Source organism: Paenibacillus taichungensis (assembly GCF_003287275.1).
In the GTDB taxonomy this organism is placed as follows: Bacteria; Bacillota; Bacilli; order Paenibacillales; family Paenibacillaceae; genus Paenibacillus; species Paenibacillus taichungensis_A.
Genome location: NZ_QEVW01000006.1, coordinates 154,146 through 169,012, shown reverse-complemented (window position 1 = coordinate 169,012; position 14,867 = coordinate 154,146). Strand labels below are relative to the sequence as shown.

The window sequence follows — 14,867 nt, the reverse complement described above, 5'->3', positions numbered from 1 at the left end:
TATGGACGGAAGGGAGGTACAGATCGATCCATCTGTTTCCGTCCAGTACATTAAGCGTTCATTTTTCATCAACCCATCTTGTATTAATTCAGCCGTTCATCGGCTGGTTTGGAAAGGATGCATGCAAACATGCAGCGAAAAATCAATCTTCTCCTGGTCCTGTTCAGCCTGATTGGCGGAGCTGTGGGCTTTGCGGCTGGAGAAATCATGCTGCGTCAGTGGCTCGGGGAAATGCCCCGTCTATTGCTGATGGGATTATACTTTGGCGTGTTGGCGCTTAGCGTGGGATTATTCTGTTTACTGGCAGAGATGATCTCGCCAAAGCTGAACGGAGCTTCCTGGAAGCTGCGATATCTGGGACTTTCCTGGAAACTGCTGGTTCCGGCAACGCTGGCGCTGTTGTTTGTCGTCGGACTTGCCCTGCAATTGCTCTATCAGATTAATCCGGGCGGTGTGAAGCAAGTCAAGGATATCGTGCTGATGATCGATAACTCGGGCAGCATGAGTGAGACAGATCCGGATAACGGTCGCTTTGAAGCGGCCAAAACACTGATTAGCCAAATGGAAAGCGATAAACAGGTGGCAGTGATTACCTTTGATGATCAACCCGAGCTGCTACAGCCGTTCACCCCGTTGGACAGCGAAGCTGCCAAAAATGAGGTGTACAGCAAAATTGACGGCATCGTTACGACCTCGGGCGGAACTAATTTCGATGCAGTGCTGCGGGAAGCGATGGAGCAGATTAAGGGCAAACAGGACCCGAAACGCGGAACGGTAGCGATCCTGTTATCCGATGGATTCAGTGATGCAGACACATCCGGCATTTTGTCTGAGTATGCGAATGAACAGATTGCCGTCAATACGGTAGGTTTGAGTCTGGTAGACCCTTCCGGAACCGACTTGCTGCGTCATATCGCACAGCAGACAGGCGGTATGTACTATGATGTGCCAGATTCCGGGGGACTTAATCTGGCATTCCAGCAAATTTACGATACGATTGATGAACGAACGCTGGTGACCGAGCGTACAGGCATGATGGAGCACAGTACGTATCTGGCTATTTTCCGAGTGGCTGCTTTACTGTTGATTGGTGTCGCACTGGGAGTGTCGCTCGGACTTGTATTTGATAATCGTCATCTCGCACTCAGTTTCGGAATTGGTGGTGCCGTATCTGGTTTATTGGCAGGACTTCTGCTCGAATGGGGTCTGGACGGATCATCGGTTGGTGATACATTTGTAAGATTCGGAGCGATGCTCATATTATCTGGTGTGTTAACCCTGTTCAGCTGGATCATTCCGATCAAGGAGAATACACCGCGGAAGACGCGTGGACGCCGCGATGCTGGTGGAGGAACCAATTCGGTGGAAGGATTCGGTCAGCGGGCAAGAGATTCGCGCAGCAAAGGATTTTGACGTCTGGAGGTAGGCGATAGATGCGTTTTACGGATGCAGACCCTTCAGCGCCCCTGATTCGCAGACTGACACTTGCAGTGGATGAGAGCCAGTGTACACTTCGCTGGCTCTGGCCAGAGAGCGTGGAAGCTGTATATGTTGAACGGCTGGAGCTCGATATGATGGGTGATGATCGTACCGGGGAACAGACTGCACAGGGCAAGCTGAAGTTATATACGAAAGAAGAATATAAGGCGAGCAATGGATATACGGATCGAATCACGGGTTTTGGTGCCATTCGGTACACGGTGTATGTGTGTCAAATGCAGGAAGACGGGCCGGTTCTGGTGCGTCAGCATGATGGAGACAACACGGTAGTTGCCAGTGCAGGCAAGGCGGATATTCGCTTTTCGATCCGATACAAGAGCGGTTTTTTTCAGAAGCGAAAAAGTGTATTGATGACCGTCACAACGGAAGCACCTGTTCCGAAGGAGGCGCTCTGTTATGTTCGCAAGCAAGGCGGGGTTCCGTTGAATAAGGAAGATGGCACGGTGTACCCTTTTGTGAGTGATTTTGCTCCAGGGAGAAATGAGATGCCACCCGTCGAGGTCGCCAAGGACGATTACGTGAGGCTGTTCTTCACGGACGGACCAAAGTATGGAGCCGCCTATAGGCTTATATCAGACTAGATGGTTGGGCTTTTTGTCTAACTGATCAGGGGAGGGGAGTGGCTATGAGCTTTTTTAGTCGGTTTTTGAAGAGACAGCAGCCGGAAGAGCGGCCGTTGTTTTACGATATCGTATGTCCGTATTGTTTCAGCAAGTTTTCACCAGAGGAGGTTGTGTTCCGGGCTGCACATCATCGCGATGACGATGAGGACTACGCACTTGGGGAAGATGCGAAGCTGAATCGATATCGCGAACGGTTTGGACTGGATACGGTGTTTGATATGGAGGCCGTGCTGGCTCCGCATGATGTACCTGAGGAACATCGCATCTATTCGGATAACATTGTGATGGGACTGAACGATCGTTACGGTGTCGTTACACGGCGTCGGCTGTGTCCACAGTGTCATAACGAGCTGCCTGTCACAGCAGGCAAGGCACCAAGCAATATCATTTCCATTATTGGAGCATCCCAGGTGGGTAAATCCGTCTACATGACTTCATTGATTCATACATTGCAGCATTACACAGCCGATCATTTTGATGCGGCCTGCATGCCGCTGAATGCGGAGATTAGCCGCCGGTTCCGTGCCGATTATGAAGAACCGCTATTCGAGCGGGGTGATTTGCTGGATTCAACGCAGAAGGAGAAACTGCAGGAGCCGTTTATTTTCCAATTTGTATTCAAGGATGAAGATAAAGCTCCGCTGACACTGGTGTTCTTTGACGTCGCTGGTGAAGGTATGGTGGAGCAGGATTATCTGGGACTTCACGGGCAGCATATCAAGAACTCGGCAGGCATTCTGTTCATGGTGGACCCGCTTCAGATTCGTTCCATTCGGGACAAAATCCGTATCAACCTTGGCAACGAGCCGGGCGAGTGGACGCCAAGATACGATGAGCCGCGTGATGTGGTGTTAACGATGTTCGGTGACTTTATTGCATACCAGGACAAAGCCAAGACGAATATTCCGACAGCCGTTGTACTCACCAAAAGCGACATGCTGCATTCCCTCAAGGACGAAGAGGGCGATTATATCAAATCCAACAGTAATGTGTTCCGCAACATGGTGCACCGCGACTGGTTTGACCTGACCGAATTCGAAAATATCGACGGGGAGATCCGACGTTTTATCGAGAAGGTGGACCGTCCGTTTAAAGGCACGATGGATGTGTACTTTAAGGATACGGCTTACTTTGCGGTGTCTGCGCTGGGAAGTAATCCGGTGGATATGAAGCTGCAAGGTGTGGTCAGCCCAATCCGTGTCGATGAGCCATTCCTCTGGCTGCTGTACAAGCTGAAGTACATTGAGGGGAGAGTGGGATGATGCGTTCTTCCATAACCCCGCCAATTGAACAACAGCTGTATACTCGAGAGCGGCGCGGGGTGTTTCGCACAACGGAGGGGTTCGATACGGTTGCCGCATCGCCGGGACTGGACCCTTCTTTTATCAAAAAAGTGCTTCATCCCTACTGCGTTTATGACGCTCCAGCGGAGCTGACGGGGCGGAGTGAGAAGGATGAGACGAAGTTCCCCCCATCCATTCACTTGCTGCATCTGGAGAGCGGGGAGATGATTCTTGGGCAAAATGTGTACCAATCGGCCGATTTCACCGGGCTGCGCAGCGCCTTTTTCGCTCATAACTATGTCTTGTCTCCTGAACGCTCGGAAGAGCAGATGAAGCAAGGCGGCTGGCTGGATGCTGTGTTCGCCACGTCCTATGACATCGAACAAGGTACAGTGCTGCCATCGCTTCATGAATTGCCACGAGCAGCTGGTGTTGGACAAGGCTCTCCAGATCAAACCCTTGCCGCTTTGAAAATGAACGAAGTGGTATTCAAGCGGCTGCTTTACGCCGTTATGCAGGCTATAGCGACACGCCGAAAGGTATATATTGCGCTGGACGTGCCAGCTGAGGAAGTTACAGCCGGAGCCAAGGGACTGCTGCGTTTGTTATATGCGGCGCTGCCTTATGCGTTCCGGCGGCAGCTCGGCTTTATGACGTTTGCGAAGGAGCCGCAGGCGAAGAAAGGCATTCACCTCCAGTTTGTGGAGCGGGGCACGCTGCGTCCGAAAGATCGGAACACGGAGAAGGATTTTACCTTTGATCTGGTATCGGGCAGAGTTACCCATGCAGATGCATCTGTGGCGAAGCTTCCTTATGCGGAATTCGCCTGGTCCTTGCTGCATGAACCTGCGGCAGCCGATTCATTTTATGCTTTTGCGGATGAGATGCTGTCAGGAATGGAACCTGGACGGGAGCTCTCCATTGAAGCATACGGGGAACTTTCTATGTTCTATCGCCTGGAGCAGGGGATGGAAGAGTTGTACCTGGATAACAAAAGCGATGTCCTGAGTGGATTGCTCACCTACTTGAAACCGGAAGGCGGAGCGCAACAACGTTCTCGCTTGAACGAGTTGTTCCTGACGTTGCTCAGTCGTGAGCTGGACAGCGTCAAACGGGAGAATGTACCTGAAGAATCGGTTGCAGCACGCATCGGGGAGTATTTCCGGGTCGCTGCGCCAGTCGTACAGTCCCGAATCGTGGATTATTTCATCTATGGCGTTAATAACGCCCGTTCGCAGAAACGTATGCGTGCTGTGCAGGAACTTTATGGCTTGCTGGATCGGGACAGCCTGTTAAGCCATGCTTTCTTCGACAAAGTGCTGGCGAACGAATCACTGACCAAGCTGTTGTTCGAGCCCTATCTGGATAATCAGTTGAAACGCACAGAATCAGCTGCCGACGTTGTGGAAGTGATCCAGAGATGGATTACATCTCACCCGTCTGCCATCCACAATAGTTTCTTGCTGGAACGGACAGGAACGGAGCTGCGTGAACGTTTGTGTTCTGCACCCAACCCTGTTCAGTCTGCCAATGAGGCACTTAAGCGGGTCAGTGTATTGGATCGTTTACCAGTTCCAGGCTCCCTAGACACGGGGATTACCGCCCGAATTGGGCAGTCTGGAGCTTCAGTTCGCACTAACCGGAAAGGTGGACCTGGGTCCGCTGTCCAACCACCAGCGTATCAGGAGGATTTAACCCGGCTCGCAGATAAGCTGGCTTACGTTATTAACTTGTTTATGATCCAGGATCTCGATCTGGAGCGGGTTAACCGTGAACAACTGTTAAGCATTGATATTTTGTTGCACGGAAACGAGGTTCGGGACTGGGCTGCTCGCCAGGGCTCAGATGTATCTGCGCGTACAAACATGATGCTGGCAGCGAGAGCATGGCTTAGCGGTGAGGGGCGTGACGAAGAGGAACTGGAATCCCTCTCTTTGGCCGAACGTAATGAGCTCCAGCGCTGGTCGCGTCGCTGGCTTGCTGGAGAGCTTCGCGATCGCCCAGATACGGCTGCATTTGAAGCCCTGCCGCTGGCTTTCTATCGCGGTGGCAGTAGCAGCAACAGGCTCGATTATCCAGGTCTTATTGAATTTATCTACAGTAGTTCAGGACGTACAGAAGTGTTATATCAATTCATGGAGTGGTCGGGGAATCAACGCTTGTTTATTCGTGGTTCCCATGCGCATAAGGGATACTCGGATGCAATCGTGGCCTATTTCAAGGCCCATGACCGCGAAGCTTTTAAGTCAAAGTCAGCTTTCAAACCTTATTATGCCAGAGCAAGCAAGACGATGAAGCCGGCCTACGACCGCGCCAAAACAGAGTTGGCTTCCCCGCTGGTGCGCATGCTGACAGGTAAAAGGAAGAACCTTTTTCTAGGATCGGTCATTGTCATCCTGATCCTAGGTATAGCTGGAGGCACGTATGCCTTGATAGGGGATAAGGCGGAGACACCTGCCGCCTCACCTCCACCGACTCAGGAGCCGGCTGTTCCCGCTGAACCTGAGGTGGAGCTCGCTGAACAGATCGCCTATCTCGTTCCGGCGTCCGAAGCGGACGATGGTACACAGACGCCTGCCCAGTTGGTGATCCGTTACAGAAATGAAACGGACAGCAACGCTTTGCAAACGAATACTCTCCAATGGAACTTGAAAGATGGTACTACACAGCAGCTCCATGCTGAGGGTGAATGGGAGAGTTTCAACCGAAATGAGGAGCCGGATGGGGAAGGTACAGCTGGAAACAGCTCAGAGGGTACGCCTGAAGGAAGCTCTGCAGGTTCTTCTACCGATACTGCGAACGACACTCAGCAGAGCGGAGAAGCCGAGCAAGGGGCAGACTCAGCCTCATCGGAGGGAAACACTTCAGATCCGGCAGCAGGGAGCACAGCGACAGGTACGGGTACAACATCTGACACTACGGATGAAGGCACAGCACAGGGAGATGCAGACGGTACTTCTTCAGATTCGCCTCAGTCTACAGGAGCAGATTCATCTTCTGTGGAGAACCTGACGGTTGCCGAAGCAGACCGTCTCTATCCTTATGGGCACCAAGTGGAGCTTCCGGCCGATTTTGATCTAAAGGACATCGTGAGTGTTCAGAGTGGAACGACCGTGATCAACCTGGTCTTGGAACCGAAGCTCTAAGCCGAATTATTGAATATGTTATAAATGTGAATACAGCCACCTCGATGAATTTCGAAGGGGCTGTATTTTTGTTTTGCACAAGTGATGGGTAGGACATTTACGAAATGAATCAATACAGGTCTATTTTTCACAATTCAGACACATTATTAAGATGCTGGGCAGGTTCGGCCAACGCCAAGCGATGAAATGCACGTACACGATGAGAAAAGCTCTCACATAAAGTGCGGACAATCTGACCGATTTCTAGTAAAACACTTCAAAAATAGTTCCCAACCATCAAGGAATTTGGTATTTGGTGTTGACAAATGATAATGATTATCAGTATCTTTAGAGTATAAGATCTTGTTGCGCCGGAAATACGCTGAATTAAAATTTCGTTTTCGTTGTCATAGCCGGAATACATAACCGGGATAAATGAGAGAGGGATGATCGCATGTTTCGTCTGGAGACGTCCAAGCTGGATATCGCTTATGAGGAAAGACTGATTGTTGAAGATCTGAATATTCAAATTCCCCAAGGAAAAATCACAGCACTTGTTGGAGCCAATGGTTCAGGGAAGTCTACCATCCTGAAAACAATGGCACGGATCATGAATCCAAAAGCAGGTAGTGTATTGCTCGACGGGAAGTCCATCCATAAGCAGTCCACGCGTGAAGTAGCCAAGCAGCTTGCGATTTTGCCACAAAATCCAACAGCCCCTGAAGGACTTACCGTAACCGAACTGGTGTCCTACGGACGGTTCCCTTATCAAAAAGGTTTTGGTTCGATGCGTGCTGAAGACAAACGCATGATTGAATGGGCTATCGAAGTGACAGGCATGACGGAGTTCCACGATCGTCCAATCGATCAACTGTCTGGTGGACAGCGTCAACGTGCCTGGATTGCCATGGCTCTTGCACAAGAGACAGACATTCTGTTCCTGGACGAGCCAACAACGTTCCTGGATATGGCTCACCAGCTTGAAGTACTGCAATTGCTGGAACAATTGAATGCCACAGCAAACCGTACAATCGTTATGGTAGTGCATGACCTGAACCATGCTTCCCGTTATGCGCATCACATGATTGGTATTAAAAAAGGTAAAGCCATCGCTACAGGTTCACCTGTAGAGGTTATGAACTCCGATGTGCTTCGCGAAGTATTTAACATCGAAGCTGATATCGTGATTGATCCACGTTCCGGTGTACCGCTCTGCTTGCCTTACGCCCTTGCGGGTGAACGTCAGCAATCTGCACCTCCAGAACAAATGGTCATGAACAGTGCAATGGTTCATGCTGGGGGACTGACAGAGCAACGCGTTCGTCACGCGACAGGAAGTTAATGAAACGGGCCATATGTGGTCCTAAACTATAGAATGAAGCCGCTGTGCGTTATGCACGCGGCTCATTCGCATTCTAGGAGGTCTACAGGAATGGGAGAAATCAACTACACCTGGTTACAGCAATATGGACGAATAACCACCGCTGCGTTCGATGAACCGATCTTTAGCATGCCTTTGTCAGCATTAAGACATCCGGAGCAAGCCAAGCTTATGCTGGAAACTTATAATGAGCATCTTCGGGCCGATTCTATTCGCTCAGCGGCTGTTTATTTCATGCATTCGGTTCGTGGCCTGATGATGGGGGTTCACTACATGACGGCATTATGTGACACCTATCTGGATCTGTCTTTGGAGAACATAAATATGCAGCTGGAGGTAAAGGATGGCCGTCCGGCGATTGGATTTCAACTGAACAATGCAACCGAGCAATCACATCCGAATCTGATGGGCGGATCACAAGTCGTTCCATCCTCCTGGCGTAATGATGTATTAACAGCATATTACGGTGACCAGCTGCGTCCAATGATTGAAGGCGTGGCTGTTGCTGGTGGAGCAAACCCAGGTCAGATGTGGGCACAACTCGCATCCATGCTGAGATGGTTCAAAACGACAGCGTTACAGATGAATATCACGGAGACGGAACGTGAAGCGGTTATACAAGGGTATGAGCATGTAATCGCGATGTCTCCAGAGATTCTGGGGTTGAAAAGGAATCTGCTAACCTTCAAACCGGTGGAAATTGATAATCCGCATCAACCTGGAGAAACCATGCTGATGAAGCCAGTCTGCTGCTTGCACCATCAGGTGTATGGCGGTCAGAACTATTGTTACAGTTGTCCCAAACTGACCAAGGCAGAGCGGCAAGAGCGCTATGATGCTATTGTGGCGGCGAAGTCAGGCTAAAAGGGAAGGGAATATGTCCATGTCGATGAACGAAGTTTTTCGATATGAACTTGAGCAGGGTTTAATCACAGATTTGGTAATTGACCGCCTCAGGTCTATAATATAGAGACAGGCTGTGTGCCGCATGGTCATTAGGTACAGTACATACAACAGCCCAACCTACATCATACTCATGGGAGGAATCAGTCATGTCCGTATATTCGTATCAGGCGGTAACGACCGCAAATCAGGAAGTACCACTCGATCTGTATCAAGGCAAAGTATTGGTGATCGCCAATACGGCCAGCAAGTGTGGACTGACTCCACAATACGGTGAATTGCAGAAGCTCTATGATCGCTATCGTGATCAAGGCTTGGTTGTACTGGGTTTCCCTTGTAACCAGTTTGGCGGCCAGGAGCCAGGTACAAGTGAGGAAGCAGAATCCTTCTGCCAAATCAACTATGGCGTTAATTTCCCCGTGTTTGCCAAGGTCGACGTTAATGGTGAAGATGCACATCCATTGTTCAAGTATCTGCGTGAGCAGCAACCTGGTGTTGGCGAAGACAATAGCATCCAATGGAATTTCACCAAGTTCCTCGTGAATCGTGAAGGTGAAGTTGTAGGACGTGTTGAACCAAAAGAATCCCCTGAAGCCATGACTGCAGAGATTGAAAAGCTGCTTGGCGTATAAAATGAACGAAGAAGCCTGCCTCCAGATTGGAGGACAGGCTTTTTTTGACACAATTTTTAGTGCGAAATATCCTCTCCATATACGAGTCTCCTCGGGAGTTACTACACTTATTTTGAGCATAAACCAGCCATAAGCAGGGAAAACTGAAGTCAATGAAGATGAGTCGATGACTCGCCTGATCGTAAAGAAAACCACATCCGACAAATTTATTTTGATTAACCTATTGCAATGTGAAAAATATCACATTATAATGAATGTACAAAGTGAAATAAATCACATAAGCATTGTTCGCTTAGAAGTGAAAAATTTCACAAACACAATGACGTTATATTCAATTTTTTTATTATATACTCCAAGGGGGAACCTTATCATGAAAATCGCAGTTATCGGATGTACACACGCAGGAACCGCAGCCATCGTTAACACCGCCAAATTGTACCCGGATGCTACCATTACAGTGTATGAGCGCAATGACAACATCTCCTTCTTATCATGTGGCATTGCGCTTTATGTAGGTGGCGTCGTGAAAGATCCAGACGGACTGTTCTATTCTTCGCCAAACCAACTGGCCGAGCTCGGTGTCGTTACCAAAATGCTTCATGAAGTGACGTCAGTAGATGCTGCGGGTCACAAACTTCAGGCTAAAAACTTGAAAACTGGGGAAGAATTCGAAGATACCTTCGACAAGCTGATCGTGACCACGGGTTCATGGCCTGTCGTACCGAAACTGGAAGGCATCGAGATGGACAACATTTTACTTTGCAAAAACTACAACCATTCCAACACGATTATTGAGAAAGCCAAACATGCCAAACGCATTACCGTGGTAGGAGCAGGATATATCGGTATCGAGCTGGTAGAGGCTTTCCAAATGAACGGCAAGGAAGTTACGCTGATCGATAGTGTGGACCGGATTTTGAACAAATATCTCGACCCCGAGTTCACGGATGCCATTGAAGAGACGTTGACTGGACACGGCATCAAGCTGGCACTGGGCCAAACTGTACAGAAATTTACCGGAGAGAATGGCAAAGTGAACAAGGTCATTACATCCAAAGGAGAGTTCGATACAGACCTCGTTATTCTGTGCATTGGTTTCCGTCCAAATACCGAGCTGCTCAAAGGCCAAGTGGATATGCTGCCGAACGGCGCAATCATCGTGGATAAATATATGCAAACCAGCCAAAAAGACGTCTTCGCTGCTGGAGACAGCTGTGCAATTCATTACAACCCAACCGGCAAGGCTGCGTACATTCCACTGGCCACCAACGCCGTGCGGATGGGTACACTCGTAGCGCGGAACCTGGTTCGTCCTACGACACCGTACATGGGTACACAAGGCACATCAGGTATTAAAATTTATGAGCAAAATATAGCAGGTACAGGCCTGACGGAAACATCTGCTGCGGATGAGGGCCTGGTGGTTGAGGCTGTAACGCTTGAAGATGCTTACCGTCCAGAGTTCATGCCAACGGCAGAGAAGCTGCTGCTTAAAGTAATCTATGAACAGGCTACGCGCCGCATCGTTGGTGCGCAGGTCATGTCACAGGCTGATCTGACACAGTCGATCAATACGATCTCTGTCTGCATCCAGAACAACATGACGGTAGATGAGCTGGCCTTCATCGACTTCTTCTTCCAGCCACACTACAACAAACCGTGGAACTTCCTGAACTCGGCTGGTCTTCAGGCGTTGCCTTCAGTAGAATTAAAAACACCAGCGATGGTATAAACGTAACGAAAGATCTGAGAACTGCCGCATTCATTATGCGGTAGTTCTTTTTTTGCTTTTTATGCACATCAATTAAGATACAATGGAAATATTAAAATGTAGTTTTCAGACTTTGTGATAAAAGTAACAAACCTCTTGAAACCTTCGCGATACAATGAACTTATCAACCAAACAAGTTGAATTATGATGTTCATGAACTGTGAAGGAGAGGATCGTTATGGCAGCAAAAACACCTCTTGAGGTTGCACAATATACGGCGCATACGGGGATGAAGAAAGCTCAAAATCCGGTGTCCTCCGTATTGATACTCAGTTTTCTGGCAGGTGCTTTTATTGCACTCGGATTTCTGCTGGATATTCGGGTTATTGCTTCTGCTCCGGCCGAGTGGGGCAGCATGGTTAATCTGATTGGTGCAGCAGTGTTCCCGGTAGGTTTAATATTGGTGCTGATTGGCGGCGGGGAACTGCTGACAGGCAATATGATGGCCGTCCCGCTTGCGACGATTGCACGCAAACTGTCCGCAGGCAGCATGTTGAAGAATCTCATCTTAGTAACAATAGGTAATTTCCTTGGGGCGCTTTTTGTGGCCTATGCGTTTGGTCATGTTCTTGGTCTGACGGCAGAGGGTGCCTATTTGGCCAAAGTCGTCGATATGGCTGGACACAAGCTGGACGACAGCTTCCTTCAGGCTTTTATATCCGGGATCGGGTGTAACTGGCTGGTAGCTCTCGCAGTATGGCTGTCCTATGCATCGGATACGATGAGTGGCAAGGTACTGGGCATCTGGTTCCCAACGATGGCCTTTGTGGCTATTGGATTCCAGCACGTTGTCGCCAACATGTTCCTGATTCCTGCTGCGATCTTCGAAGGACATTATTCGTGGGGGCAATACATCATGAATTTCATTCCGGTATGGCTTGGCAACCTGACGGGAGGAGCGCTGTTTGTGGCGGCTGCCTACTGGATGGTGTACCTGCGCAAGCATGAGCCGGAAGTGAAGCCTGAGGTGGCCATGGCGGTGGCCCAGCCTGTGGAGACGGAAGGCAGACCGATGTGGAGCAAGCAGGCGTAGCGGCATTTTGTCGAGTAACCGAGTTAGCGTTACAACCCCGGTAAGCTGCAAAGACGAGTGCGAAGTTAGACAGAGAAGTTAAACAAAATAGTAACAGAACTGGCGATTCTAATCTCGTTCAAGTCATGGCGGCGGCTGTCCTGTGCTGGCTTTGACCACAAGAGAGGGAATCGCTTTTTTTGATATACACATTTCTACGCAAAATAAATTCGCCATGACAAGGTTCGGGGGAACGAAACCTGTTCATGGCGAATTTCGGGAGTGGTCCATGATATGGCATGAGGAGGAAGTGGGGAAACACTAGCCTAATGCCTTATTTTTAATTTACCCCTGAATTTTGAGATTGAATCAAGGGGAGAAAAGTTTTTTTGAAAAAAATTGGAGCGGTTGTGGCGGTGAAAAGGGACTGTTCTCTTTACGCGATTACCATGAAGAAGATATGATATGAGGATAGCTTTGAAGGGGGAGGAACTTGTATATGATCGATCAGGAGAATGGCGTATTTCCGGCGGTTTGCCCGCTCGATTGTCCGGATACTTGCGGCCTACTGCTTCATAAGGAGAGCGGTAAGATCGTGAAGGTAGCGGGCAATCCGGACCATCCGATTACAAAAGGCGCCATCTGTAACAAAGTCCGAAATATGACGGAGCGGGTGTATCACCCCGAGCGGCTGCGATATCCGATGCGACGCATCGGAGCCAAGGGCGAAGGCCAGTTCGAACGAATCAGTTGGGATGAAGCCATCGGCGAGATTACAGCAAAATTCAGTTCACTGGCGGATACCTACGGAGCGGAGAGCATCCTGCCATACAGCTTCTATGGAAACATGGGCATTCTTGGTGTGGATGGTATGGACCGTCGATTTTTTAATGCACTAGGTGCGAGCATGCTGGAACAGACCATCTGTAATGCAGCGGGAAATACCGGGTGGAAATATACGATGGGTGCGAACCGGGGAACGTTGCCCGAGGATACGGAGCATGCGGATGTCATTCTGGTGTGGGGAGGCAACATCGTCAGCACGAATATGCATCAGGTTGTTCTGGCTGAGAAAGCCCGCAAAAAGGGCGCCCAAATCGTCGTTATTGATGTCCATCGCAATCGGACCGCCCAATGGGGGGACTGGTTCATTCCACTTTACCCGGGTACAGACAGCGCACTGGCACTCGGATTAATGCATGTGCTGTTCGAGCAGGGCCTGACGGATGAGGCTTTTATGCAAAAATATACCGTCGGCCATGAGGCACTGCGTGATCATGTCAGCAGCTACACCCCTGAGCGTGTTGCACGTATTACAGGTGTACCGGAAGCGGACATCGTGAAGCTCGCTGAGCTGTATGGCAACGCACAGGCAGCCCATATTCATATTGGCAATGGCCTCCAGCATCACGACAATGGCGGTATGAACGTACGCAGCGTAGCCTGCCTACCTGCGATTACAGGGCAGTGGCTGAAGCGCGGCGGTGGCGCTATTCGTACCAACAGCTACGCGAGTACAAATAGCGATGCACTGGAGCGTCCAGAGCTGCGGCTGAACCCGAAGCCACGTGTGGTGAATATGAACCGGATTGGCGAAGCGCTGCTGGAAGCGGAGCAGCCGATCCGGGCGTTGATGGTCTACTGCAGCAATCCACTGGTGGTGGCACCGGATACCGAGCGGGTGGAGCGAGGTTTTGCACGGGAGGATCTGTTCACGGTTGTTCATGACCTGTTCATGACGGATACGGCGAAATATGCGGATATTGTGCTGCCTGCGACGTCTTCATTTGAAACGACCGATCTGTATACGTCCTACTGGCATCAGTATGTTCATTTGCAAGAGCCAGTCATTGCGCCTTTGGGTGAGAGCAAGAGTAATGTTGAATTGTTCTCTTTGCTTGGACAGGCGATGGGGTATGACCCGGAGATTTTCGGGGAGACGCCGGAACAGATGATCGAGGAAGCACTTCAGGATACGGGCAATCCCTACATGAACGGAGTAACCTTGGAGGGGCTGAAGCAGCATCACTTCGTCAAGCTGGATATGTCTGCACATGACTCCTATTTGGATCAGCTGCCTACGCCTTCGGGGAAAATTGAACTGTATTCGGAAACGATGGCACAGAAGGGATTGCCGCCGTTGCCTACTTACAGTGCTCTCGTTGAGGGGTATGACGGGGAAAAACCGGCTGGACCTGCTGATGTTTATCCGCTGATGTTTTTGTCGCCGCCAAATCATAATTTCCTGAATTCCACCTTTGCCAATTCGGCCAAACATCAACGTTTGGAGAAGATGCCATTGTTGCAAATGCACCCGGAGGACGCCGTCCGCAGACAGGTGGAAGACGGGGATGCGGTGGTCGTATGGAACGACCGTGGCCGGATTGAACTAACTGCCAAGGTGAGTGAATCCATGCTGCCAGGAACGGTGATCAGTCAAGGCTTATGGTGGGATGGTAATGGCAAGAAACAGCGGGCGAACTCGCTCACGTCCAATCGTCTGTCCGACATGGGGAACGGAGCAACATTCTTCTCGGCCACTGTCGAAGTGAAGCGTCAATGAATGTGCTTGCAGATCGGATCTTTTCAGGTAAGATGAACAATGGATAGATCGTAAGCAGAATGATAAAGAGCAAG

General features: G+C 49.9%; 10 protein-coding genes. All 10 read left to right on the top strand.

Annotated elements, in window-relative coordinates; genetic code table 11:
* The first annotated feature begins 129 nt into the window (after window positions 1-129).
* Entirely contained in the window at window positions 130-1,413 is a 1,284-nt protein-coding gene (locus tag DC345_RS10045; protein ID WP_113052969.1) for a vWA domain-containing protein, read from the top strand.
* A gap of 20 nt (window positions 1,414-1,433) precedes the next feature.
* Window positions 1,434-2,081 (top strand): beta-mannanase, encoded by a 648-nt coding sequence (locus DC345_RS10040; RefSeq protein WP_113052968.1) that lies wholly within the window; start codon window positions 1,434-1,436, stop codon window positions 2,079-2,081.
* A gap of 44 nt (window positions 2,082-2,125) precedes the next feature.
* Window positions 2,126-3,385 (top strand): TRAFAC clade GTPase domain-containing protein, encoded by a 1,260-nt coding sequence (locus tag DC345_RS10035; RefSeq protein ID WP_024632789.1) that lies wholly within the window; start codon window positions 2,126-2,128, stop codon window positions 3,383-3,385.
* Entirely contained in the window at window positions 3,385-6,552 is a 3,168-nt protein-coding gene (locus tag DC345_RS10030) for a GAP1-N2 domain-containing protein (protein WP_146752122.1), read from the top strand. The genes DC345_RS10035 and DC345_RS10030 overlap by 1 nt, the downstream gene beginning before the upstream one ends.
* A gap of 433 nt (window positions 6,553-6,985) precedes the next feature.
* Window positions 6,986-7,873: an ABC transporter ATP-binding protein gene (locus tag DC345_RS10025; protein WP_113052966.1), complete on the top strand. Its 888-nt coding sequence runs from the start codon at window positions 6,986-6,988 to the stop codon at window positions 7,871-7,873.
* A gap of 90 nt (window positions 7,874-7,963) precedes the next feature.
* Window positions 7,964-8,776: a ferric iron reductase gene (locus tag DC345_RS10020; RefSeq protein ID WP_181586544.1), complete on the top strand. Its 813-nt coding sequence runs from the start codon at window positions 7,964-7,966 to the stop codon at window positions 8,774-8,776.
* Between the two features lie 188 nt (window positions 8,777-8,964).
* Window positions 8,965-9,447, top strand: a complete 483-nt coding sequence (locus DC345_RS10015; RefSeq protein WP_076287522.1) for a glutathione peroxidase — start codon at window positions 8,965-8,967, stop codon at window positions 9,445-9,447.
* Between the two features lie 370 nt (window positions 9,448-9,817).
* Complete coding sequence (locus DC345_RS10010) at window positions 9,818-11,179, top strand: FAD-dependent oxidoreductase (protein ID WP_113052964.1); 1,362 nt, start codon at window positions 9,818-9,820, stop codon at window positions 11,177-11,179.
* A gap of 217 nt (window positions 11,180-11,396) precedes the next feature.
* A complete protein-coding gene (locus tag DC345_RS10005) occupies window positions 11,397-12,251 on the top strand; it encodes a formate/nitrite transporter family protein (protein ID WP_113052963.1) in 855 nt (284 codons plus the stop codon).
* Window positions 12,252-12,729: 478 nt separating this feature from the next.
* A complete protein-coding gene (locus DC345_RS10000; RefSeq protein WP_113052962.1) occupies window positions 12,730-14,793 on the top strand; it encodes a molybdopterin-containing oxidoreductase family protein in 2,064 nt (687 codons plus the stop codon).
* Window positions 14,794-14,867: the final 74 nt, after the last annotated feature.

Coding starts and splice junctions, on each gene's coding strand:
- DC345_RS10045 (WP_113052969.1), top strand. CDS start 130: ATGCAGCGAAAAATCAATCTTCTCCTGGTCCTGTTCAGCCTGATTGGC.
- DC345_RS10040 (WP_113052968.1), top strand. CDS start 1,434: ATGCGTTTTACGGATGCAGACCCTTCAGCGCCCCTGATTCGCAGACTG.
- DC345_RS10035 (WP_024632789.1), top strand. CDS start 2,126: ATGAGCTTTTTTAGTCGGTTTTTGAAGAGACAGCAGCCGGAAGAGCGG.
- DC345_RS10030 (WP_146752122.1), top strand. CDS start 3,385: ATGCGTTCTTCCATAACCCCGCCAATTGAACAACAGCTGTATACTCGA.
- DC345_RS10025 (WP_113052966.1), top strand. CDS start 6,986: ATGTTTCGTCTGGAGACGTCCAAGCTGGATATCGCTTATGAGGAAAGA.
- DC345_RS10020 (WP_181586544.1), top strand. CDS start 7,964: ATGGGAGAAATCAACTACACCTGGTTACAGCAATATGGACGAATAACC.
- DC345_RS10015 (WP_076287522.1), top strand. CDS start 8,965: ATGTCCGTATATTCGTATCAGGCGGTAACGACCGCAAATCAGGAAGTA.
- DC345_RS10010 (WP_113052964.1), top strand. CDS start 9,818: ATGAAAATCGCAGTTATCGGATGTACACACGCAGGAACCGCAGCCATC.
- DC345_RS10005 (WP_113052963.1), top strand. CDS start 11,397: ATGGCAGCAAAAACACCTCTTGAGGTTGCACAATATACGGCGCATACG.
- DC345_RS10000 (WP_113052962.1), top strand. CDS start 12,730: ATGATCGATCAGGAGAATGGCGTATTTCCGGCGGTTTGCCCGCTCGAT.